The 22,109-nt window shown below is 55.6% G+C and carries 22 protein-coding genes; 19 read left to right on the top strand and 3 right to left on the bottom strand.

The genetic code is table 11. The features are described 5' to 3' along the window. Positions 1–89 precede the first annotated feature (89 nt). From AC3WRD_RS18950 to AC3WRD_RS18885, 14 genes are all read left to right on the top strand, one after another. Entirely contained in the window at positions 90–2,975 is a 2,886-nt protein-coding gene (locus AC3WRD_RS18950) for a type VI secretion system Vgr family protein (RefSeq protein ID WP_492574050.1), read from the top strand. Beyond that, positions 2,972–7,660: an RHS repeat-associated core domain-containing protein gene (locus AC3WRD_RS18945; RefSeq protein WP_102621691.1), complete on the top strand. Its 4,689-nt coding sequence runs from the start codon at positions 2,972–2,974 to the stop codon at positions 7,658–7,660. The genes AC3WRD_RS18950 and AC3WRD_RS18945 overlap by 4 nt, the downstream gene beginning before the upstream one ends. Next, positions 7,660–8,133 (top strand): hypothetical protein, encoded by a 474-nt coding sequence (locus tag AC3WRD_RS18940; RefSeq protein WP_102621692.1) that lies wholly within the window; start codon positions 7,660–7,662, stop codon positions 8,131–8,133. Before AC3WRD_RS18945 ends, AC3WRD_RS18940 begins: the two co-directional genes overlap by 1 nt. A gap of 224 nt (positions 8,134–8,357) precedes the next feature. Next, a complete protein-coding gene (locus tag AC3WRD_RS18935) occupies positions 8,358–8,699 on the top strand; it encodes an immunity protein Imm33 domain-containing protein (RefSeq protein ID WP_371858324.1) in 342 nt (113 codons plus the stop codon). Positions 8,700–8,720: 21 nt separating this feature from the next. After that, complete coding sequence (locus AC3WRD_RS18930) at positions 8,721–8,984, top strand: PAAR domain-containing protein (protein ID WP_102621693.1); 264 nt, start codon at positions 8,721–8,723, stop codon at positions 8,982–8,984. Positions 8,985–9,123: 139 nt separating this feature from the next. Next, positions 9,124–10,119 carry an ankyrin repeat domain-containing protein gene (locus tag AC3WRD_RS18925; RefSeq protein ID WP_102621694.1) on the top strand — a complete coding sequence of 332 codons (996 nt, stop codon included), beginning with the start codon at positions 9,124–9,126 and terminating at the stop codon, positions 10,117–10,119. 230 nt (positions 10,120–10,349) lie between these two features. After that, complete coding sequence (locus tag AC3WRD_RS18920; RefSeq protein ID WP_102621695.1) at positions 10,350–11,087, top strand: hypothetical protein; 738 nt, start codon at positions 10,350–10,352, stop codon at positions 11,085–11,087. A 37-nt stretch (positions 11,088–11,124) separates the two neighbouring features. After that, complete coding sequence (locus AC3WRD_RS18915) at positions 11,125–11,460, top strand: hypothetical protein (protein WP_102621696.1); 336 nt, start codon at positions 11,125–11,127, stop codon at positions 11,458–11,460. Positions 11,461–11,487: 27 nt separating this feature from the next. Beyond that, positions 11,488–11,751: a PAAR domain-containing protein gene (locus AC3WRD_RS18910; RefSeq protein ID WP_007951599.1), complete on the top strand. Its 264-nt coding sequence runs from the start codon at positions 11,488–11,490 to the stop codon at positions 11,749–11,751. A 182-nt stretch (positions 11,752–11,933) separates the two neighbouring features. Beyond that, positions 11,934–12,326, top strand: a complete 393-nt coding sequence (locus AC3WRD_RS18905) for a hypothetical protein (protein WP_102621697.1) — start codon at positions 11,934–11,936, stop codon at positions 12,324–12,326. Positions 12,327–12,455: 129 nt separating this feature from the next. Then, positions 12,456–12,989 carry an Imm15 family immunity protein gene (locus tag AC3WRD_RS18900; RefSeq protein WP_102621698.1) on the top strand — a complete coding sequence of 178 codons (534 nt, stop codon included), beginning with the start codon at positions 12,456–12,458 and terminating at the stop codon, positions 12,987–12,989. A 226-nt stretch (positions 12,990–13,215) separates the two neighbouring features. Next, on the top strand, positions 13,216–13,680 hold the full coding sequence (locus AC3WRD_RS18895; RefSeq protein WP_102621699.1) for a hypothetical protein: 465 nt from the start codon (positions 13,216–13,218) through the stop codon (positions 13,678–13,680). Positions 13,681–13,753: 73 nt separating this feature from the next. Then, positions 13,754–14,224 (top strand): hypothetical protein, encoded by a 471-nt coding sequence (locus tag AC3WRD_RS18890; RefSeq protein ID WP_146013099.1) that lies wholly within the window; start codon positions 13,754–13,756, stop codon positions 14,222–14,224. A 71-nt stretch (positions 14,225–14,295) separates the two neighbouring features. Next, positions 14,296–14,733, top strand: a complete 438-nt coding sequence (locus tag AC3WRD_RS18885) for an SUKH-3 domain-containing protein (protein WP_102621754.1) — start codon at positions 14,296–14,298, stop codon at positions 14,731–14,733. Between the two features lie 184 nt (positions 14,734–14,917). On the opposite strand, the gene AC3WRD_RS18880 is transcribed toward AC3WRD_RS18885, so the two are convergent. Next, the gene (locus AC3WRD_RS18880) at positions 14,918–16,066 is read right to left on the bottom strand and encodes an aldose epimerase family protein (RefSeq protein ID WP_102621701.1); all 1,149 of its coding nucleotides are present in this window, start codon (positions 16,064–16,066) and stop codon (positions 14,918–14,920) included. 246 nt (positions 16,067–16,312) lie between these two features. Here AC3WRD_RS18880 and AC3WRD_RS18875 point away from each other — a divergent pair, with 246 nt between their 5' ends. From AC3WRD_RS18875 to AC3WRD_RS18860, 4 genes are all read left to right on the top strand, one after another. Then, entirely contained in the window at positions 16,313–17,062 is a 750-nt protein-coding gene (locus AC3WRD_RS18875; protein WP_102621755.1) for a hypothetical protein, read from the top strand. Between the two features lie 81 nt (positions 17,063–17,143). Next, positions 17,144–18,358, top strand: coding sequence for an MFS transporter (locus AC3WRD_RS18870; protein WP_102621702.1), 1,215 nt, complete (start codon positions 17,144–17,146; stop codon positions 18,356–18,358). A gap of 104 nt (positions 18,359–18,462) precedes the next feature. Next, positions 18,463–19,248, top strand: a complete 786-nt coding sequence (locus tag AC3WRD_RS18865) for a sulfite exporter TauE/SafE family protein (RefSeq protein WP_011335062.1) — start codon at positions 18,463–18,465, stop codon at positions 19,246–19,248. Between the two features lie 14 nt (positions 19,249–19,262). Next, positions 19,263–19,592, top strand: coding sequence for a hypothetical protein (locus AC3WRD_RS18860; RefSeq protein ID WP_102621703.1), 330 nt, complete (start codon positions 19,263–19,265; stop codon positions 19,590–19,592). Here AC3WRD_RS18860 and AC3WRD_RS18855 read toward each other — a convergent pair. Beyond that, positions 19,582–20,046, bottom strand: a complete 465-nt coding sequence (locus AC3WRD_RS18855) for a GNAT family N-acetyltransferase (RefSeq protein ID WP_102621704.1) — start codon at positions 20,044–20,046, stop codon at positions 19,582–19,584. The two genes, AC3WRD_RS18860 and AC3WRD_RS18855, sit on opposite strands and share 11 nt — an antisense overlap. Before the next feature lie 209 nt (positions 20,047–20,255). Here AC3WRD_RS18855 and AC3WRD_RS18850 point away from each other — a divergent pair, with 209 nt between their 5' ends. Further along, complete coding sequence (locus AC3WRD_RS18850; protein ID WP_096822362.1) at positions 20,256–20,819, top strand: DUF4174 domain-containing protein; 564 nt, start codon at positions 20,256–20,258, stop codon at positions 20,817–20,819. A gap of 71 nt (positions 20,820–20,890) precedes the next feature. On the opposite strand, the gene ampC is transcribed toward AC3WRD_RS18850, so the two are convergent. Then, on the bottom strand, positions 20,891–22,057 hold the full coding sequence (ampC, locus tag AC3WRD_RS18845; protein WP_096822361.1) for a class C beta-lactamase: 1,167 nt from the start codon (positions 22,055–22,057) through the stop codon (positions 20,891–20,893). Between the last annotated feature and the right edge of the window lie 52 nt (positions 22,058–22,109).

Here is a 22,109-nt window from a genome sequence, read left to right as displayed (position 1 = left end):
GTCGAGGCACCTTCACTACTCAAAGAATTTTCAGCGTCAGATCCTTATCGATCTGGCGTGCGCTGCAGCACAGCACGAGGGACAAGGGAATGTTCTCACCGGCCAACCAGGCTCATTTCAACCTGACCATCGATGGCGCGGACAGCGATTTCCAGGTGCTGTCGTTCACCGGTCGGGAGGCCCTCAACACGCCCTTCGAATTCGAGCTGGAGCTGGTCAGCGAAAAGGCCTCGATCAACCTCGAAAGTCTGCTGCACAAACTGGCGTTTCTTCAGCTGTCGCCGAGCGGCACCGGCATTCACGGGCTGATCTACAGCATCGCTCAGGGCGAGGCGGGCAAGCGCCTGACCCGTTACAAGATCTCGCTGCGCCCGCAGCTTTCGTACCTCGCGCACCGTTTCAACCAGCGCATTTTCCAGCAGATGACCGTGCAGCAAATCATCAGCCAGGTGCTGGAAGAACACGGCATTCTTGCCAGCGACTACCACTTCCAGCTCAGCGCGATCTACCCGGAGCGGATCTACTGCACGCAGTACGACGAGTCGGACCTGCACTTCGTCCAGCGCCTGTGTGAGGAGGAGGGGATTCACTACCACTTCCAGCACACGTCCAGCGGCCACAAACTGACCTTCGGCGATGACCAGACGGTGTTCCCGAAACTCGCGCCCGTGGCCTATCAGCAGGACTCCGGGCTGGTGGCGGACAAGCCGGTGGTCAAGCGTTTCGGTCTGCGTCTGGCCACCCGCACCAGCCGCACCACGCGGCGCGATTACGACTTCGTCAAACCGAAGATCGAACTGGAAAGTGACGCCAAGAGCAGTGCCCAACCGGACCTGGAAGACTACGATTACCCGGGCCGATTCGTGGATCGCGAGCGCGGCAAGCACCTGGCCAACCGCAACCTCGAACGCCACCGCAGCGACTATCGGCTGGCCGAGGGCAACAGCGACCAACCGATTCTGGTCACCGGGCACTTTCTGGCCCTGACCGACCACGCCAACCCGACGTGGAACGACCTCTGGCTGCTCACCGAGATCTTCCACGAAGGCAAACAGCCGCAGGTGCTGGAAGAGTCGGTGACCAGCGACACCACCGACAACAAAGACGATTTCCATCAGGGCTATCGCAACCGCTTCAGCGCCATCCCCTGGGACGTGCCGTACCGTCCGCCGCTGGATCACCCGAAACCCAAGGTTCTCGGTTCGCAAAGCGCCGTGGTCACTGGGCCGGAAGGCGAAGAGATCTTCTGCGACCAGTACGGCCGGGTGAAGGTGCAGTTCTTCTGGGACCGCGAAGGCCAGCACGATGACAAGACCACCTGCTGGATGCGCGTGGCCTCCAGCTGGGCGGCTGAAACCTTTGGCTCGATCAACATTCCGCGGGTCGGCATGGAAGTGCTGATCACCTTCCTCGAAGGTGATCCCGACCAGCCGCTGATCACCGGTTGCCTGTACCACGGCGCCAACCTGCCGCCGTACAAACTGCCGGATTTCAAGACCCTGGCCACGGTCAAGAGCAAGGAATACAAGGGCAGCCGCGCCAACGAACTGCGCATCGACGACACCACCAGCGAAATCAGCATTGCGTTGCGCAGTGACCACGGCGCCAGTGCGATCAACCTTGGTTACCTGACCCATCCACGTCCTTCAGGTGGGCAGCCACGCGGCGAAGGTTTTGAACTGCGCACCGACCGCCACGGCGCCGTGCGTGCCGGTGCCGGTCTGTTGATCACCACTGAGCCGCGCCCGAACGAATCCAAGCACCACAAGGACCTGCCGGAAACCGCCGAACGCCTTGCCACCGCCAGCGATCAGCAGGACGGTTTCGCCACGCAGGCCAAAGAGCTGCAAGCCCAGGAAGCGGGCGACCAGGACGATGTGGCCAAGGCCTTGCACGCGCAGCACCAAGGCGTGCTCGGCTCGGGTCCGGCGAACCTCACCGCCAACGAATTCCCCGAATTCACAGAGCCGCATCTGGTACTCGCCAGTCCCGCCGGCATCGCCCTGACCACACCGCGCTCCAGCCACATCGCCACCGGCGAACACCTGGCGCTGAGCAGCACCGGGCACACCAGTTTTTCCATCGGCAAACGCCTGCTGGCCAGCGCCAGTCGCGGCATGCGCCTGTTCGTGCAGAGCATGGGCTGGCGGCTGGTGGCGGCGTCCGGCGACATCGACGTCAAGGCACTGAAGGACAGCATCAACCTGCTGGCCAAACTCAACATCACCGCCAACGCCGACCGCATCACCATCACCGCCAAGACCGAACTGGTGATCCAGGGCGGCGGCAGCGCCACCACCTACAACGCCGGCGGCATCACCCACGCCACCAGCGGCCCGTACACCGCGCATGCGGCGAACTTCGCCTACACCGGGGCGAAATCCTTGGCGGGCGTGTTCCCGGAACCGCCGAAACCGGGCAAGGGCAATCTGGAATTATTCAACCAGTACGCCGGGCGTCAGGGCATCAAGGAAGGCGATTACGAAGTCATCGATGCGCTGGGTAAAAGCATCAAAGGCAAGCTCGACGGCAAGGGTTTCGCCAGCGTCGCCGGCGCGGCACCGGGGCCGGCGCGCGTGCTGTTCGGCAAGGATCCGGCGGATACCTGGAGTGAAGGCAGCTACATCGGCAAACCGGAATGGCCGTTGAATCCGCCGGGCGCGGAAGACATTCCGAGCCAGGTGCAGGCCATGGTGGCGCAGGCGTTGCCGAGCAAGAACTGGGATCTGTTGGAGAAGGGCAAGGAATTGGCACAGACAGGGATGGGCGCGGTGCAAACGGCGCAGCAGGTGAAGGGCGTGATGCAGGGCGGAGCGGCCGGGCTGCCGAAACTGGCGAGTGCGGCAATGCCGAGTGCTTCCGGACTTCTCGGGGCGGCGAGCAAGGCGGGCAAGTTGCCGAGTCTGCCGGCGCCGACGCTTCCAAAAACTTCCTTGAAAACCCCGGGCCTGCTGGCGGGTGAGATGCTGTCATGACCACTGAAACTGCTGTAGTAAAACGGGAACCTCAGGTTGCCATTGTTCCCCTGAATGCCATCGATATTCAGGATGTCGCCAGCAGTGCGGCTACCTTTGATGCCTGGCTTCAATCCGCCACTGATGGCGTGGTCACTCTTGATCGAATCAAGAATTACGCGGGCTTCTTGCCCGTGGTGGGCAACATCATGGCGCTGGTCGATGCGCTGGGGGACATCGTCACGCTGTCGAACGCCAAGCAGCGCGACTTGCTCGCGTGGGCCAGCCTTGGCATCAACCTGATCGGCGTATTGCCTTTACCACCGTCGATGGCAGCGGCGCGCATGACCCTGCGCCCGACCCTGTTTCTGGTGCGTCAGGAGATGAGGGCCAGCAGCAAGTTGTTGCTCAGCACTTCCGTGATCGAGGTGCTGGTCGGTCACCTGAACGCCTCGATTATCGGCACGCTCGATGACTTTGTTGAACAGGCCAAAGGCAAGTTACCCGGTATTTTGGCGGACGCTGGCAAGCTGGGTGAAGACGTTATCAACGAGATTGCCAAAGGCATCGAAGCGGTGGCGTTTGGCAATCTGGATGCCAAAGGTGATCTGAATGCAGCCAGCGCCCAGGCAAGCGCTGCGGCCGACCAATTCAAGAATGATCCGCTGGCGTCTTTCAGCAATGTTTTTGGGGCTGCCAACAGTGCGCTGAAGTCAGCAGGCAAAGGCCTGGCCAACAGCGTGGCGCAAAACCTCGTCCCTGATGACTTCAAAAAAACCGTTTCCGACGAAACCAAAAAACTGCGGGCGATGGGCCCGGAACTACGCACCCAATTGAGCAAGCTGGACGATGAGTCCGTTCAGAACTCCATCGGCTGGTTGCTGCTGATTCTTTCCAGCGCCGTGACGTTGTGGCGCAAGCGCAATGCCCATGGCCAGAACGCCGCCGTCCACCCGGAGAAAACCGGTCAGGCGAAGCGTATGGCACCTGACGGGCAGTTGGCTTCCAATGGCCAACAGGCTCCAGCGAAAAGCGCGCCCAATCCAGAGAAAGGCCCCTGTGAATGCGCCACGCCATTCAGCATCAATTTCGCCTTGGGTTCGGAAAGCCTCAGACATACCGATTTCAGCTTGCCCGGCCCATTCCCGATCGAATGGACACGCACTTACAACTCTCGCCTCGACGCCTACGATCAGAGCGAACTCGGCGCTCGCTGGATCAGCGAGTTCACCACTCGTTTCGACTGCGTGGATGATGGCCTGACCTTCTACGGCGCCGATGGCCGCGACCACAGCTATCCACTACCCAAGGTCGGCCTGTTCCACTACGACGCCATCGAAAACATCACCCTGGTTCGTGCCAGCGAAGATCAGCTATTGCTGTGCCGTGGTTTCGAACGCAAGGAAACCTACGTCCGCCGTGGCCAGCGTTTTGTGCTGAGCAACATTTCGCTGCGCAACGGCGCCGGGATCATGTTGCATTACGAGCATCGGCACGGCGAACACTCGGTGCTCTCCGACCTGATCACCTATCAGGAAAACGACACCAGCAAGGTCCACCTTCACCTCGGCACAATGATCGACGACCACGGCCGGTTCATCGGCCTCTGGCAGATCGTTGACGGCGAACCGTTGCGACAACTTTGTGCGTACCAATACGACGCCTATGGCGACCTGGTTCAGGCGCAGGACGAGAACGGCGCAGCATGGTCGTATCAGTTCCAGCATCACCTGATCACCCGTTACACCGACCGCACCGGGCGTGGCATGAACCTGCAGTGGGACGGTCCGGGCGCCAAGGCCAAAGCCATCCGCGAATGGGCGGACGACGGCAGCTTCGACTCGCGCCTGGAGTGGGACGAAAACATCCGTCTCACCTACGTCACCGATGCGCTCGGCAACGAGACCTGGCACTACTACGACATCCTTGGCTACACCTACCGCATCCGTTATGCGGATGAGCGTTCGGAATGGTTCTTCCGCGACGAGGCCAAGAACATCGTGCGCCGCGTCAATGCCGACGGCAGCACCGATCGCTACAGCTACGATGAACGCAGCAACTTGCTCGAACACATCCGAGCCGATCACACGGTGATGCATTACGCCTACGACGACCAAGACATGCTGATCAAAATCAGTGATGCCGAGGGTGGTCAGTGGCAACGCGCCTATGACGACCAAGGCAACCTGGTCGAAGCGCTCGATCCGCTGGGCAACAAAACTGAATACGCCTACAACAAATCCGGTCAGCCCACCGCGATCAAGGACGCCAACGGCAACGAAAAGACGTTGGATTACAACGATGCCGGGCAACTGGTCGAGTACGTCGACTGCTCAGGCAAGACCAGCGCCTGGGAATACAACGAACTGGGGCAGATGATCTGCTTCACTGACGCCGCCGGTAACGCCACCGAATACGAATACAAGGCTGGCCAACTGGTACTGATCAAGCACCCGGATAAAACCGAAGAGCGCTTTGATCGTGACGCAGAGGGTCGGTTGTTGACGCATGTCGACGGTCTCGATCGCTGTACCACCTGGAGCTACAGCGCGGCCGGTTTTATCGCCGAACGTGTCGATGCTGCCGAGCAAACCCTGCGCTATCGCTGGGACCGCCTCGGACGGTTAACCGCCCTGGAAAACGAAAACGAACAACGCGCACACTTCCACTACGACCCGGTCGGACGCCTGTTGGAGGAACGCGGCTTCGACGGCCGCGCCACGCGCTATCAATACGATGCTCAAACGGGTCGCCTTGCCCAATCGATCAATGGCAAACGCGTCATCTCGGTGAGCTTCGACCCGATGGGACGATTGACCGAGCGTCGCGCGACCTTAGGCGATCAGTCACAAAGCGAGACCTTCGCCTACGATGGCAACGGTAACATGCTGCTGGCCAGCAACGCCGACAGCCGCCTGCAATGGTTCCACGACCCGGCTGGCAACCTTCTGCGCGAACACCAACACTACCTCGGTCTGGAAAAATCTAAGGTCGCGATCTGGCAGCACGAGTACGACGTGCTCAATCAGCGTGTTGCCACTATTCGCCCAGATGGTCACCGCGTCAGTTGGTTGACCTATGGTAGTGGCCACCTGCTCGGCATGCGTCTGGACGAGCATGAGCTGATCGGCTACGAGCGCGACGACTTGCACCGCGAAGTCGCCCGTCATCAAGGCAATCGTCTGATGCAAACCCAAAGCTGGGATCCGGCTGGACGTTTGCAGGAGCAGCTACTAAGGCGTCGCGATGACAAATCGACACTGCTGAGGCGCGAGTACAAATACGATGCTGCCGGCCAACTGACCGACATCAACGACAGCCGTCGCGGCCCCCTGGCCTATCGCTACGATCCCGTCGGCCGACTGCTCAGCGCGGTGACACGCCAAGGGGTAGAAACCTTCGCCTTCGACCCGGCGAGTAACCTGCTCGACGACAAAGCGACAGAAGTTCGCCGCCCGCTGGAGCTGACACCACCGCGCAGCAAACTGCTCGATAACCTGCTTCGTGAGTATGCCGGCACTCACTACGACTATGACGAACGTGGCAACCAGATCCAGCGCTGGCACAACGGTCAGCGTAGCGATCTGAAGTGGGACTTGTTTGACCGGCTCGTGCATTTCGAAGATCCACGCCTTGCGGTCGATTTCGCTTATGACGCACTGGGGCGACGCCTGCACAAAAACTCTCGCGCTCACTACAAACAGCGTCCTGAAGCCGGCTCCCTGTGGAACCGCAACGAACACGCACGCAAGCAACGAGAGCTGGGCTGCGGCTTCACGCTCTACGGTTGGGATGGCGACAACCTTGCGTGGGAAAGCAGTCCCGCGCAGGCCGATGGCGAGCCTGGGCGCACTGTTCACTATATCTTCGAACCAGGCACCTTTGTTCCTGTGGCTCAGGCATTGACGCACAGCACTATCAACTTGATGGGAGTGCCGAGCTCTGACGACGACTACAGCCTGGATGATGATCCGCTGTGGAGTCACTCACCGGTGCCCTCGCCGATTGATATGCTGACGTGGTATCAGTGCGACCACCTAGGCACGCCTCAGGAACTGACGGATCAGAAGGGTGAGGTTGCGTGGAGTGCCCAGTACAAGGCTTGGGGGGGTATTCGGGAGCAGCGTTCCGTATTAGCGCAGCAGCAAGGATTGACCAACCCTATTCGGTTCCAAGGGCAATACCATGACCATGAGACACATCTGTATTACAACAGACATCGATACTATGATCCGAACATAGGGCGTTTTGTCAGTAAGGATCCTATCCGCTACGCAGGTGGTTTGAATTTTTATTCATATGCTCCAAATCCAATACAGTGGGTCGATCCCCTCGGGCTGGCTCGAGTTAAAGGAATAACTCCGAACAATAAAGGAACTCGTACTGATATTGGAGGGGGGAAGCTTCCGGATCCAGCTGTAGGTTTAAGCACAACCGCAGGAGGAGGTGGTGTTCACCACCACGTCGTAGCTGAGCTTTACGAGGATCATAAAGAACCACGTTCTATCTATCATGGACAATGTGGAGAGGCTGACGCACTCAGCAACATTGCGAAGAAACACAATGTTCAAACGGTTGATGAGTTAAAAGACCTTATGGAGGGCTCTACATCAACCACTACAAGAAATGATGGTAAAATGATGCCGTTTTGTCCCTCGTGCTCAGGGGTTATGAGCAGGCTTAAAGTAAAAGATGGAGCAGTATGATGATTGATAGCCTTGAAGTTAAAGAGTTTGATCGTCTTGAGGGTGCGTTAATCGAAGCGAACGTATCTTTCGGCGAAATGACACGCCAGTACGCTCGTTATTTACTGAGTCTGATTGATGGTGGTGTGCTAGCTACCATTTCGGACTCTAAGTTAAAGACGCTGATCCCATATATCGAAGAAGGTATTCTGCGAGAGCGTATAGAGAACGATGGTGATCTCCGAAAAAAGCTTGCGATAGAACTCTGGGAGATAGAGGCGCAGCACCGTAAATCAGATGAGAACTTTGCAAATCTCATACGTTGTGTAATTTTTTGTTTTGGAACAGAAGATCGTTGGATTGAGGAGGGAACGGGCGATACAACACCAATCTATCTTTATTTTCTGGGTCTTAAAAAAATTCTGCCTGATATAAGGCAAGGCTTTATTAAAGTCTTCAAAGACTTTATAGCAGACCGAAGGAAAATCGATTGAGGAGTGGCTTGATGAAACCGGACACCATTTAGGCGAGAATTCTGGCCAAATAGAGGTATCTGATGACCGGTCAACGCTGTTCTTTTTTCGATGAGTTCGAATGCGAGGCTATCTACAAAAATCTCGATGACGATGATGATAAAAGGTTGTTGAGCCGGTGGCTCGAAAACTGACGATCCCGATTCACCATCGAAGGGTATCGGATCGATAAGCAACGAGTGGCTGTGAGCGAACAAGAGCAGAGGTATCCCAGCGCTGTCCAGAACGCGGTATGCGAAAAATACGGGATGTCAGTGCTTCCGCCAGAGGACGTGGTCGCTATCGCCACCGGGTCGCTAGGACATGCCCCCATTTACGGCACACGCATTCGATTGCCGAATGGGGGGAATGTCAGCTGGTTCATTCACTGCGGCACGCATTCGACGGCGATAGATTTTTACCAGCCGATTTGTATTGAACATTTACCCGAAGTGCTACCGCTGGTTATGAAGTATCTGTGCTTGCCCACGGGCGCAAAATTCATCATCGATACCCAAGGGTACGAAGACGTCTGGATGGCTGAGTAACTTGGTCAAAGGAGTGACAACATGAAAGACGCAATTCGTCTCGGCGACTCCACTACACACGGTGGCAAGGTGCTCGAAGCTTTCTCCCGAACCGACCTCAACGGTAAGCCGATTGCCGGGGTCGGTCACAAGGTTAGCTGCCCGTTGTGCAAGGGGATTTTCCCGATTGCAGAGGGTAGTAGCACCTACACCGTCGATGGCACGCCCATCGCGCTCGAAGGCATGAAAACCGCCTGTGGTGCCGCGCTGATTGCCAGCGGCCCAAAAGGTGCGGTTGTCAGCTGAGTCCACATTTTGTGAATGGATTGCCTATCTCCATGGCACGGACTCCCGTCGTCCGTTCTAAGGCAATTGAAGCGTGAATGAAGTCGTTCTTTTAGCATTGTCTGAATGTAGATGCTAACTACCCAATCATGAGTTTTATATGCTGAATTTAAATTCTGTTTTTAACCGCCTGTGGGTTGCATGTGTCGCAGGTGCTTGCTTCTGTAGCACGAACGTAGCGCTAGCGCAGTCAGTTGACGCCTATAAGCAATTGGATACCGCTGTGCTTCAATACGCCTATTCAAAAGAACAGAAAGACCTGGATAGCGTAAACAAACTTCTTGCGGAAGGCGCGAAACCTGACGCTATTATTCTATGGCATGCAGCTTATTATAGGAGTCCAGTTCTGGTGGATCGGCTTCTCGAGTTTCCTATCGATGTCAATCGGCCAATTAGCGAGAATGGTGAAACGATACTGTTATCCATATTGGGGCATATGGGTGATCCAGAAGACATGAAGGACTCAATGCCCATAGTGCAGAGCCTTATCAAAGCGGGCGCCGACACCAATGTGATTGCTCAAGGCGGAACCAATACCCCACTTATTGCAGCTGTGAGCATAGAAAATCTGTCGTCGGTCGAAGTGACAAAGTTACTGCTGCAGGCCGGTGCCGATGCCCGGATGCTGACGCCTCAGGGATTTTCTCCATTGATCGGCAAAGGTGCGAACAATCTGGAATTGATCAAGCTGTTGATCGCTGCTGGTACCGATCCCTATGGCGTCAGCAAGGTGGGTTCTACACCGCTGCATTACGTTTGCGAGCGCGCCTATGCATTGAACGATCAACCGGATCCACAAGCTGAACAGCGGATTGCCCTGCTACACAAGGCTGGCACTTCCGTTGATACTTTCGCACCTCAACAGCAGGCATGGCCTGTTGGCACTCCATTGCTGGAAAGTGCAATTCGTAGCAACCCGGATTGCACGAAGGCTTTGCTGGCTGCCGGCGCTGATAAAGATGCACCGGCTTTCCCCCCGGAATATGTGGCACAAGACCCGAGTGTTAAAGGTCAGACCGTCCGTCAAAACATACTCAAATCAGTAAAAGATGTACCGGATTTGTATTCCGAATCCATTATTAAGTTGTTCCAGTAAAAACAATCGAGCCAAACAGAGCTCAATGCTCTCTGAAAATTAAAGGAATAAATATGAAGATCGCTTCTTTAATTCTTAATAAAGGTGACGGATTTATTTTTACATTAATAAAGGTGACGGATTTATTTTTACATCACTTTTACACTAAATAAATCTGTCGTCCTTAACAAGCACGGCGTCAACGGGGAGCATTATTCATATGAGAATCAAAAGTCTAAAGGATGTCCACAATGAAAGCTATAGTTGATGCCGGGTCCGTTCTTGCTTCGAAATCTGCAGGATTTCGCTTTGATAATTCATGCGACTCGATATGGTATCTGGCTACAGGCTATGCTTATGGATTGATTTTTGATTGCTTGGCTCCCATTTTTTTTCGGCATAATATATATGCGGTGCTTGCTGCCGAGCTCGATTCCAGTAGCAGTATCGCGAAGAAACTAGGCCAGCATAAAAGAGCGTTTGGGAAGCTTGGCTTGGCCGCAGCAAACAAAAGAAGACACTTGGAATTAGACTTAGACATTGAGGGGATACATCATTTCTGTGACCTCTCTGCCCTCTCTAGCAGCGAAGAAATAAAAACCCTTTTGACTGCCACATACAAAGGGTGGAATGCATTAATATTTTTATCAGAGATAGAGCTGAATGAAAGTGATAAAAAAGAAATCCTCGGTGTAATCTCTGAGATGTATAGAGCCTCAGGAACAGATTTCTCTGAGGCCTCCTCATTAAAATTATTTCATAAAATAACGGCAATGCTATTTTCAAAAAAGTGCACTGTCGTCATGCTAGGTGAAGATCTCTCTGATACTCGAGCAATACTAATCTCAGGCCATCCGGAACAGATAATCGAATTTTCAGAGCTCGCAAACACTTTGGTTCGAACCGAATCCAATCGGACTCCAATACCGTTAACACGAAATTTCACAATAAAAACCCCTTTCGCGAGAAGGCGTATGTTTGAGATGTAAATAACAATCAAATAAAGGGGGCGGATTTATTTTTGCAATGAGTTATGAATGCAAGCTGGTGTTCGACGACACCACATCAGCCAGCAACGTAATGAAGAAAGTAGGGGGCAGCGGCGCATGCGTTCGCGTGCAACAGCCTGGTGACCTCTACCTGAAAGATCAGTCGCTCAACAGCAGCGCTGATTATGACGCTCGATTGATCTATGAAAGTGAGAGCGTTCTATGGCTTCAGGTCAATTTCAAGTCATTGAGCCTGTACCAAGCCATGCTTCCGGCGTTGGGCGACAGCAACTATAGATGTCTTGAGGATGGTGATGACGATGAAGAGGTGCCGCTCAAGGAAGCGTTTTGCATCGTGCGTCAGTGCAAATAGACAGGCCGTGGTCAAAGGAGTGACACCATGAAAGACGCCATTCGCTTGGGCGACTCCACCACTCACGGTGGCAAGGTACTCGAAGCTTTCTCCCGGACAGACCTCAACGGCAAACCGATTGCCGGAGTCGGTCACAAGGTCAGTTGCCCGTTGTGCAAAGGGGTTTTCCCGATTGCCGAGGGCAGCAGCACCTACACCGTCGATGGCGTGCCCATCGCGCTCGACGGTATGAAAACCGCCTGTGGGGCGGCGCTGATTGCCAGTGGCCCGAAAGGGGCCGTAATCAGCTGAGTCTTTGAATTTCGTTTAGGTTCACTTCAACGTCGCGTGTTTTACGTTTGAGATTTTTAACCAGGCTCACACCAACGAACAGGCTTTCTGAGTACGAGTCCCTGCCCAATGATTAAAAGTAGTCTGTCCCCTTTGAAATCAATGAAAAACATGACGTGCCGAAAGGCTTGAGGTTTTAGCTGATGATTAGCAGTGCTGATGATTTTAAGTGTTATGCGGAAAGTAAAGATGAGGTAGAAAATGCAAAGATAAATGAGACTGCGGCAGAGGAAGTTTGGCTAGAGGTTATCTCAAAGTATCCTGATCTTTCACGGTTGGTTGTTGCGAATGGGTCGGTATCTATTGATGTGCTCGAGAGGCTGTCACTAAGCGACGACGTTGATGTTCGTTGGGATGTTGCAATGAAGAGACGTATCAATAGAAGCACTTTCGAGAGACTGGCTACTGATAAGTCTGTAATGGTTAGACATAGAATTGCATGCAATCCGAAGGTGCCGAGAGATCTATTGGTTCTACTTGCTGAAGATGAAGATGAAGATGAAATGGTTGCCGAGGCAGCAAGAAAAAGACTATAAGTCGAGTTTTTTTTGTTGTGTTTCCAACTGGCGAAGATGAGTATTTCAAGAGAGCTTCTCTGTGGAATAGTTGGAGTGTTTTGCATGGTTTTGTATTTCATAAGGCTGTAATCGTTAGCGGCGTTAAGAATGAAATTTAGAGATCTTTATAATAAAATAATTAGCAAAGAGCCGTATGATGATATGGGTGTTTTCTTTGCGAACTATGAGAGCTTTGAAGAGATTCCGCTTGTATCAAGATATAGCCGCTTAAAATGCTTGAAAGAGGAGATGGGCTGCAACGAGGTTTCTGATTTTCTGACTGGGTTTGCTGCGTTTCTTTTGAGTGCTTTGAGATTGTTAGATGCGTCGAGAGGCAGTGACATTTTTTTTGCAGTTACTTTTACAGATTTTGAAGGGTACGGGGAGCAGGGTGTTCTCGTGCCTAATATATTTATTTATCCAAAACCAGCCGCAGTAGGTTTTTTGGAGAAGATAAGAAAAAACCATAGCGGACTTGCTTCGCAGGAGATTAAAGAAGTTAAAAGACATTTTTCTAACTGCGGATTGGAAGCTGCTTTTGATTTTTATGAGAGTAGGTTTCATGACGCGGCTTGCGGTGAGGCTGTTGTAAGGGTCTTTGCTGTTTTTAAAGACTCGTTGATAGTTAAAGAGTCATTTTAATGCTTTGCTGGTGGCGCGTGTTTTTTAATGCATTGCCTCATAAGTGTATAAGTGTGTTAGCTTTGATGCGTGGTATTGGTGTGTTGTTGTTGTTGTTGTTGTTGTTGTTGTTGTTGTTGGGTGGAAGAATAAAAACCTCCCCTTTGAAATCGAGAATGAGTAAGCGTAGTCGCCCCCAGTTGTGCAACGGTAAAGGAAAGGACTTTTACACAAAAGGGTGCTGTAAATGAATATAGATCATTATAAAAGAGAAATTCTTTATAGAAAGTCTCAAGGAAAAAGAAAGCTGAGCCAATATCAAATAAAGATTGAGTCTCTTTTAAGGCGGTCTTTTGATGAGTTGTTGCTTTTAAGTTTGGCGGAAACAGATAATATAATTGCAGGGCTGATGGCGATGCATGAAGTCTCTTGCGTGCGCAAAGAGTATTTGTTGTCTGCTGATGCATTTAATTTTGTCCTGTCGGTAGTCGAAGATAAAAAATACTACTTACTGATAGATGAAGATTGGAAATGCTGCGGGGCATATATGGCCGAAAGCGCTGCTTCTCTATGCGCGAGTTTCGATTTTGACGAAACCACAAGCGACGAGATTAGATTGATTAGTACTGATCTTTCCACGCAAATCTCTATTGATTACAGTGAGACTTGCGGCGAGAAAGTTTTTGAATGCTGTGTAAAAGTATATCAGTAATTTTAAAGAGCTAGTCGGCTGGCGAATCAAGAGGGTCGTGGAGTTAATGATTTCGAAACACTTGGAGTCCACCATGATTAGTCATGAGCAAATGATTAATTTTTCAGATCTGTTGAGTAAAGGTAAAGCTGAGGCTGATGCAACTCGGAACATAATGAAGTTTATGTGCGCGGGCGTCGGTATGGTTCTTCAGGACGAAGAAGTGTCCCCTGTTGTCAATGGCGCGTTTACAGCTGCGCACATATACTGGTTTGAGGGGGGAGAAAATGAAAAAGAGTTGAATGCTGCCAGGGTCAAATGTTGGGATTTTCTGGAGGCGAAAGGGCGCGATGTCGACATTGAAGATAACGAAGATGCTGCCATAAGAGCCTTATTTTGTGTCATGTATCCTGACAGAGTTTCCGATGAAGATTTCGTGCAGGAGTCTTTTCAATGGTTTTTCGAGATGATCAACAGGATTGGCCATTTCAGTCGGGCGTTCGAACAGCTAGCCACAAAAGCAGCTCTTGATGGAGAGTCGAACTCAAGAGGGCCGAAGCGCTGAAATAGCCAAACGGGCGTCTTTTTAAAACGCACGTTGTTGTTACCAACACTGATTGTGACCGGATGCTGAACATGCCCCCGCTGATCGAACTCCCCGAAAGCCTGCGTCCACTGTTTCTCGCCGCAGGCTGGCCCACTACCAGCACCGAACCGCTGCCGGTTTTCGTCCCACCTGAACACCCGGCCGCGGCCTTGCTCGGGCAACTTGCCGGACTGCGGGTGGGCACCTGCGGCGCAGGTGAGGAATGCGCTACCAGTGATGTCGAATTCGGCACCTTTGAACATCTGCATGGGAGCGAAGAGTTCCTTGAGTGGCAGCAACGCCTGGGCAGTACCTTGGTGAGCATCGCCGAAGTCCAGCACGGCCACGGCGCGCTGTTGATGGACGAGCGGGGTCGCTGCTACGTCTTGAGCCTTATCCATGACGAACTTTGGATGCAGGGACGTGACTTCATTCAGGCCTTGGAAACCCTGATTTTCGGGCGCAAGGCCGGTGAGTGGAGCGAGTGATTCCTGACCCCCCCGGACTTGTTGAGTGTAAAGAGTTCGTCTGTCTATTCGTGCTGATACGATTTTGAGTGGGCAGCAGGCTAGCCCAGGGGTTCAAAAAGCAAAAAGATCGCAGCCTGCAACAGCTCTACATCCGGATTAATTTTCCCCTGTAGACGCTGCTGCAGCCTGCGATCTTTTGCTTTTACTTCGCAGAAAACTTCAACACCACGCTCTGCGTGTAGGTCTGTCCCGGATCCAGACGGGTGCTCGGAAAGTTCGGCTGGTTCGGCGAGTCCGGATAGTGCTGGGTCTCCAGAGTGAACGCGCCCCAGTGCGGATAGACCTTGCCACTCTTGCCCTTGACCGTGCCGTCGAGGAAGTTGCTGGTGTAGAACTGCACGCCCGGTTCGTTGGTGAACAGCTGCAAGTGGCGACCGGATTGCGGGTCGCTGACTTCGGCGGCGAGTTTGCTTGCGTCCCCTTTGGTGTCCAGCGCCCAGTTGAAGTCGAAGCCGCCGTGTTTTGGTTCGGCGAATTTCAGTTGCGGGTGATCGGCCTTGATGTGCTGGCCGATGGCGGTGGGTTTGGTGAAGTCCATCGGCGTGCCGGCCACGGGCGCCACTTCGCCGGTCGGGATCAGTTTGGCGGTGACCGGGGTGTAATGGCTGGCGTGCAGGGTGGCGACTTGCTTGAGGATGTCGCCATTGCCGGCGCCGGCGAGGTTGAAATAGCTGTGGTTGGTCAGGTTGAGCACTGTCGGTTTGTCGGTGCTGGCCTTGTAGTCGATGCGCAGTTCGTTGGTGTCGGTGAGGCGGTAGGTGACTTCGGTGGTGAGGTTGCCGGGGAAGCCCATTTCTCCGTCCTCCGACAGGTAGGTCAGGGTCACGCCGACCGAATCCTGGTCCTTGGTTTCCTTCGCCTTCCAGACTTTTTTGTCGAAGCCCTGAGTGCCGCCGTGCAAGGCATTGGTCTTGTCGTTCTGCGGCACCTGGTAGCGTTTGCCATCGAGCTCGAACGCGCCATCGGCCAGACGATTGCCGAAGCGGCCGATGGTCGCGCCGAAGTACGCGGTGCCTTTCTGGTAACCCTGCACATCGTCGAAGCCTAGGACGATGTCGTCGAGCTTGCCGTGTTTGTCCGGCACCAGCAGCGCCTGCAAGGTTGCGCCGTAGGTGATGACCGTGGCTTGCATGCCGTGGCTGTTGCGCAGGATGTATTGCTCGACGGGCGTGCCGTCATTGGTTTTGCCGAACGCTTTGTGTTCGCTGGTCAGGCCGGCGGCCTGGGCGGAGAGGGTGGCGATCATCAGGGACAGTCCGAGGCCGCAGAGTGAGTGTCGGGATTGAAGCATGGTTGACCTTCCATTTTGTTGTTGTTTTGAAAATCGCTAAATAGTCATGCTAATTATCGTGTGAATGAAAATTTATAGCGGATTCAACGTTTATTGCAAAAATAAAGTCGGACTAAATTGAGTGGGTGTCCTGCGCCGAAGGTCGGGAAATCTCTGCGGCACTGCACTTTTGCGAAATCCCCGGCTCTATCCATGGCCAGGTTGCGGTGACTCCCGCCGCACAGGAATGTGTCCTTCAAAGAATTCATGCCGAGAGTTTTTCGCCCAATCGCTGCTTTCATTCATCGCCCGTGCCTGTTACTGGCCTGCCTGTCGACGCTGTTGCTCGGCGGTTGCAGCCATCAGGACGGCAACAATTTCATCAACCAGATGCGCGAGGGCAGGCCTCAGGAATTTCTCCAGACCAGCGTCGACCGCATGGCCACGCTGGCGATGCGTGACAACCTCGACAGCCTTTATCGTTTGATGGGCAAGTTGTACCTGCGCAACCCGGACGAGCTGCGCAAATCCGGCTTCCTCGACATTCGCACCGCGGTCAAGCAGGTGCGGCTGGCGATCGAACAGCAGCAACCGTTGCCGACGCTGGGCGGCAAGAAGGATCTGGCAGCGCTGAGCTACGCCATGAGCCCGGAGTTTCTCGGTGACCGGGTCGGCGCCTTTATCTATGCGATCGGCAGCATGCTGGTCACCGCCCACGGCAACCGCACCGAGTTCTACATGACCGACGAGATCAACCCGACCTTCGTCAACAACGCTGCGCGCAACATTGAGAAAGCCACGTGGATCCTCGCCCAGCGGCAGAACAAGGAGGGTCAGCCGTTGCTGTTTTCCAACGAGATTTCCGAGGAGGGCAGCAATCTGAGCTTCGCCACGGAGTTCGGCAAAGTCGTGGCGCGTCTGGACTTGCTGACCCAGATGCTCGACGAGCGCTACCGGCGCATCGGGCTGAATTACGCCCAGAGCCTGCTGTTTTTGAATTTTTTGCCGGTGCAGTGAGCCAAGTCGGTTAGAGTGACGGACGATCGTGTTTGTATACAATCTGTCGTTCGATTTGACTCAAAGGGAGCTGCACCCGTCATGACCGACCCCGCAAGCGCCGAATTCACGAGCCTGGAACGTGCCACCCGCACGGACAAACTGCCTTACGCCGCGCTGCTGGCGTTTGCCATGACCGGCTTCATCGCGATCCTCACCGAAACCCTGCCGGCCGGTCTGTTGCCGCAGATCGGCGCCGGCCTCAACGTCAGCGAAGTGCTGGCCGGTCAACTGGTGACGCTGTATGCGCTGGGCTCGATTGTCGCGGCAATACCGCTGACGGTCGCCACCCGTGGCTGGGGGCGCAAGCGGGTGCTGTTGATGACGGTCGGTGGATTTCTGCTGTTCAACACCGTCACCACGTTTTCCACTCATTACGGTGTGACCCTGGCGTCGCGGTTCCTGGCCGGGATGGCGGCAGGGCTGTCGTGGGGGATCATGGCCGGTTACGCGCGGGGGATCGTGCCGGTGCATCAGCAGGGCCGGGCGCTGGCGATTGCCATGCTCGGCACTCCGGTGGCGTTGTCGCTGGGTACACCGGCCGGCACCTGGCTGGGCAATGTGATCGGCTGGCGCGCCTCGTTCGGGATCATGTCGGCGCTGGCTTTGGTGTTAGCGGCGTGGATCGTCATCGCGGTGCCGGATCGGCCGGGCCAGGCCCGCGCCGAACGTTTGCCGTTGATGCAGTCGCTGCGCTTGCCCGGCGTGCGCCCGGTGCTGTTCGTGGTGCTGACCTGGATGCTCGGCCACAACATTCTCTACACCTACATCGCGCCGTTCCTGATGCAGGCCGGTCTTGGCGAGCGGGTCGACCTAGTGCTGCTGGTCTTCGGTCTGTGCTCGCTGCTGGGGATCTGGATCATCGGCCTGTTGGTGGATCGCTGGTTGCGCGGGTTGGCGCTGATCAGCCTCGCGGTGTTTGCCGTGACTGCGTTGGTGCTGGCACTGGTCGCGCCGTCGCCCTGGCTGATTTATGCCTGCATGGCGGTGTGGGGCCTGTCGTTCGGCGGCTCGGCGACGTTACTGCTTACCGCCGCAGCGGACTCCGCCGGGGAGCACGTCGATGTGGTGCAGGCGATGCTCACCACTTCATGGAACGTGGCAATTGCCGGCGGCGGATTGTTTGGCGGATTGCTACTGGACCGTGCAGGGGCGATGTCGTTTCCGTGGGCGTTGCTGATTCTTTCGCTGATCGCGTTGGCCACGGTCTGGATCAACAGCACCCACAGTTTTAAACCGGGACGGCGGCAGCACTGATGTTCAAGAAATGGCATAACGATAGATCCGATCGATATAGGGCGTTATAAGAAAACTGGTTATGCTGCGGGCCGGATTTTCCTGTGGTTCGTCTGGACGTCTTAATGGAATTGGCAAATTTCGGCCTGGTGATTGCCGGGCTGGTCGTGGGGTTCATCGTCGGCATGACCGGTGTCGGCGGCGGTTCGTTGATGACGCCGATCCTGCTGTGGTTCGGCATCAATCCGGCCACGGCGGTGGGCACGGATCTGCTGTACGCCGCCATCACCAAATCCAGCGGCGTGCTGGTGCACAGGAAGAACAAGAACATCGACTGGGCCATCACCGGCTGGCTGACCCTGGGCAGTGTCCCGGCGGTGGCGATGACCTTGTGGTTTCTCAGCACTCTGCACACCGCGCCGGACGCGATGAACGCAATCATCAAGCAGGCGTTGGGTTTTGTGCTGTTCGCCACGGCGCTGGCAATTTTGTTCAAGAAACGCCTGCTGGAGTTCGCCCACAAACGTGCCGGCGGCAACTACAACCCGAGCGGTGCGCGCCTGAATGTCATGACCGTGATCACCGGTCTGATCCTCGGCACCATGGTCGCCCTGACTTCCATCGGCGCCGGCGCCCTCGGCACCGTCGCACTGTTCATCCTCTATCCGCTGCTGCCGACCCGCCGTCTGGTCGGCACCGAAATCGCCCACGCCGTACCGCTGACCCTGGTCGCGGGCCTCGGCCACGCGAGCATGGGCAATATGGATTGGGGTGTGCTGGGCTTTCTGCTAGTGGGGTCGCTGCCGGGCATCTGGCTCGGCAGCCACCTGACCGGTCGCGTCTCCGATGAACTGCTGCGCCCGTGCCTGGCGACCATGCTGGTGCTGATCGGCTACAAACTGGCGTTCTGATCGGCAGGCAAGCCATGAGCGAAACCACGTTCCATTGCAATGGCCGCCTCGCCATCACGGTCGAGCCCCGGGAGATGCGCATGAGCCACTGGCTCTACGCGCCGCTCGTTGTCGATCAGCAGCGCCAACAGACGCTGCTGGACTTGAGCGACAGCCAGTGGGATCTGATCTCCACCAGCGAGGAAAGCGACAACGGCATCAAACTGTTGCTGCGCAGGTATCCGGGTGACAAACCTGCGGTGTCCCTGAGCGTCAACCTCGATGACGGAATGCTTCGGCTTGACGGCCGATGTGTCGATTCATCCGGGCTGGAAGCTGCGCTGAGCCAAGCGATCACTGGCTGATAGAACGTTTCATCACCGTCACCGGCAAGCCGTCATACTCCATCTCTTCCACCACCTCCCAACCCAGTCGCGCATACAGCGACTGCGCCGCATCGGTGTACAGGTACAACTGCGGCAGGCCCAGCGCGGCGGCTTCCTCGACGATGCGGTTGACCAGCTGCGAAGCGATGCCACGTCCGCGTTGTTCGGCCTTCACGTAGACCCCGGCCAGCCACGGCGTCAGTTGCGGACGGGCGTCCATGTCACTGTCGATCAGCAGCGCACCGCCGAGCAACCGGCCGTCTTCGAGCGCCACCACCACGCTGGGAATCGCGCCTTTGCCGCAGGCGGCGCGCATGCGTTCGGTGCGGGCGGCGAGGGTGTCTTCGGGGTTGTACTGGCCCCATTCCTTGAAGTTGAGCTCGGCCAGTTCTTCAATCAGTTCGGGGTGATCGCACAGGTAGTCGATGTGCATGGGGCTTGAACTCCGTTTCATCAGCAGAACAACCACCCTAATGCGGTCATGAAAGGTAATCAAATGCGCGACATGATCGAGCGCATGCGGTTGCGCAAAATCGTTGCTGACCTACGCTTTGAACAAGGCGAAACATATTTGCCGGGTAACCCCGGAACAATCGCCACGATGCGCAATCATTAGAGCGTGGATATCAAAAGGAGATGCGCATGCTCATCAGGTCACTGACCCTGACACTCTTGCTGGCGATTGCCGGCCCCCTGTTCGCCGGCGACAACGATTCCCCGCTGGACGTCGACAAAGGCAACTACCGCCCCTTGATCGTCATCGCCAGCAGCACGGTCGACCCCGTCTGGGTCGGCCTGAAAAAGTCGCTGGAAGATCCGGCCAACAAGCAAGGCATCGCCGACCGCAAGCTCAAGGTCTACACCATCCTCAACATGTTCGGCCAACTCGACGGCAAGGACCTCGGCCAGCAGGACACCATGGGGCTGTTGCGCTCGTTGAAGCTGGGTGCCGGGGCTTATCCGAAAATTTTTCTGGTGGGCAAGGACGGCGAGACCAAGCTTGCCGTTTCGGGTGATGAGGCCAAGTCAGTCGATTTGAAAAAAGTCTTCGACACCATCGATGCACTGCCAGCCGCCGAGAAAGAGCTTGCCGCGCCGCCTCCACCACCGGTGGCTGCTGAAGCGGCACCGACCAAAGGGACGAAGGGCGGCAAACCGGCGAAACCCGCGAAGCCGGCCAAACCTGCGGAAATGCCGGATGACTGATGGCGTGATCGTGGAATGAGCTGAAACAAAAATGGGCGACCTTCTCAGGTCGCCCATTTTTTATAGCGTGATTACCGGGTCAACTCACCCAGAATCTTGTGCGCAATCTTCACCCGCTCTCCATTCGGATAATTACGGTTCGCCAGAATCACGATCCCGACTTTCTTCGACGGCACGAACGCGACATACGCACCGAAGCCACCCGTGGCGCCGGTCTTGTTGAGCAGCACGTTCGCCGGTTCCGGCTGTGGCGGGTTGAGCCATTTGACCTTGTGCGCTTCCATCGCCATCGGCGTGGAGTTGCCGTCCAGCAGGCGCTCGAGGCTGATCGGGTAGGCGTAGCGTTCCCAGCCCAGGCCCTGGGTCATGTCGCCGACGGTGTAGTAGCCGGTGTGGGTGAGGGCGATGGCTTTTTGCAGCGGTGTTTCGAGTTTGGCGGTGTCGAGGTTGGCTTCGACGAATTGCAGCAGGTCCGCAGCGCTGGTTTTCACGCCGTAGGCTTCGGAATCCAGTGCGCCGGGGCTGACTCGCACCGGTTGGTTGTTCTTGTCATAGCCCTGGGCGTAGAGCTTCTCTTCAGACGCGGGCACCGACAGGAAGGTGTGCTTGAGCCCGAGTTTCGGCAGCAGGGTTTCGGTCATGATCTGATCGAACGGCTGGCCGAGGCTTTTTGCGGCCAGATAACCGAACAGGCCGATGCTCGGGTTGGAATACAGGCGATGGCTGCCAGCAGGATACGTCGGTTTCCACTGTTGGTAATAGCCGAGCATCTTGTCGGAAGAGTCCGCGGCGTCCGGGAATTGCAGTGGCAGGCCACCGGCGCTGTAGGTGCCCAGTTGCAGCAGGCTGATACGGTCGAACGCGCTGCCTTTCAGCTCGGGCCAGTGCTGGCTGGCCTTGTCGGAAAACGCCAGTTTGCCGCTGGCCTGGGCGTAGGCGCCGAGGGTCGCGGTGAAGGTTTTGCTGACCGAGCCGATTTCGAACAGGGTGTTTTCACTCACCGCTTGCCCGGTGCTTTTGTCGGCAACACCGTAGTTAAAGTAATGCGCCTTGCCATCGACGGTCACGGCTACAGCCAGACCCGCGATGTCCTGTTGCTGCATGACCGGTGTCACGGTGGCCTTGACCAGCGCCTGCAACTGATCGTCGGTTTGCGGGGCGGCCAGGCAGGTGGCGGCGCTGAAGAAAAGTCCGAAAGCGCACAGGGGCTTGAGTTTGTTCAGGTTGATCGAAAACATGCTTGAACCACTCTCCATGAGTGTTGATGGTGTTATCCCGCTACACTGCGAG

The organism is Pseudomonas sp. FW215-R2 (genome assembly GCF_058789255.1).
This window is presented reverse-complemented; position numbering and strand designations above follow the sequence as displayed.

Bases quoted from the DNA above. Each gene is read 5' to 3' on its own strand.
- AC3WRD_RS18950 (WP_492574050.1), top strand. From the start codon at position 90: ATGTTCTCACCGGCCAACCAGGCTCATTTCAACCTGACCATCGATGGC.
- AC3WRD_RS18945 (WP_102621691.1), top strand. From the start codon at position 2,972: ATGACCACTGAAACTGCTGTAGTAAAACGGGAACCTCAGGTTGCCATT.
- AC3WRD_RS18940 (WP_102621692.1), top strand. From the start codon at position 7,660: ATGATTGATAGCCTTGAAGTTAAAGAGTTTGATCGTCTTGAGGGTGCG.
- AC3WRD_RS18930 (WP_102621693.1), top strand. From the start codon at position 8,721: ATGAAAGACGCAATTCGTCTCGGCGACTCCACTACACACGGTGGCAAG.
- AC3WRD_RS18925 (WP_102621694.1), top strand. From the start codon at position 9,124: ATGCTGAATTTAAATTCTGTTTTTAACCGCCTGTGGGTTGCATGTGTC.
- AC3WRD_RS18920 (WP_102621695.1), top strand. From the start codon at position 10,350: ATGAAAGCTATAGTTGATGCCGGGTCCGTTCTTGCTTCGAAATCTGCA.
- AC3WRD_RS18915 (WP_102621696.1), top strand. From the start codon at position 11,125: ATGAGTTATGAATGCAAGCTGGTGTTCGACGACACCACATCAGCCAGC.
- AC3WRD_RS18910 (WP_007951599.1), top strand. From the start codon at position 11,488: ATGAAAGACGCCATTCGCTTGGGCGACTCCACCACTCACGGTGGCAAG.
- AC3WRD_RS18905 (WP_102621697.1), top strand. From the start codon at position 11,934: ATGATTAGCAGTGCTGATGATTTTAAGTGTTATGCGGAAAGTAAAGAT.
- AC3WRD_RS18900 (WP_102621698.1), top strand. From the start codon at position 12,456: ATGAAATTTAGAGATCTTTATAATAAAATAATTAGCAAAGAGCCGTAT.
- AC3WRD_RS18895 (WP_102621699.1), top strand. From the start codon at position 13,216: ATGAATATAGATCATTATAAAAGAGAAATTCTTTATAGAAAGTCTCAA.
- AC3WRD_RS18890 (WP_146013099.1), top strand. From the start codon at position 13,754: ATGATTAGTCATGAGCAAATGATTAATTTTTCAGATCTGTTGAGTAAA.
- AC3WRD_RS18885 (WP_102621754.1), top strand. From the start codon at position 14,296: ATGCCCCCGCTGATCGAACTCCCCGAAAGCCTGCGTCCACTGTTTCTC.
- AC3WRD_RS18880 (WP_102621701.1), bottom strand. From the start codon at position 16,066: ATGCTTCAATCCCGACACTCACTCTGCGGCCTCGGACTGTCCCTGATG.
- AC3WRD_RS18875 (WP_102621755.1), top strand. From the start codon at position 16,313: ATGCCGAGAGTTTTTCGCCCAATCGCTGCTTTCATTCATCGCCCGTGC.
- AC3WRD_RS18870 (WP_102621702.1), top strand. From the start codon at position 17,144: ATGACCGACCCCGCAAGCGCCGAATTCACGAGCCTGGAACGTGCCACC.
- AC3WRD_RS18865 (WP_011335062.1), top strand. From the start codon at position 18,463: ATGGAATTGGCAAATTTCGGCCTGGTGATTGCCGGGCTGGTCGTGGGG.
- AC3WRD_RS18860 (WP_102621703.1), top strand. From the start codon at position 19,263: ATGAGCGAAACCACGTTCCATTGCAATGGCCGCCTCGCCATCACGGTC.
- AC3WRD_RS18855 (WP_102621704.1), bottom strand. From the start codon at position 20,046: ATGCACATCGACTACCTGTGCGATCACCCCGAACTGATTGAAGAACTG.
- AC3WRD_RS18850 (WP_096822362.1), top strand. From the start codon at position 20,256: ATGCTCATCAGGTCACTGACCCTGACACTCTTGCTGGCGATTGCCGGC.
- ampC (WP_096822361.1), bottom strand. From the start codon at position 22,057: ATGTTTTCGATCAACCTGAACAAACTCAAGCCCCTGTGCGCTTTCGGA.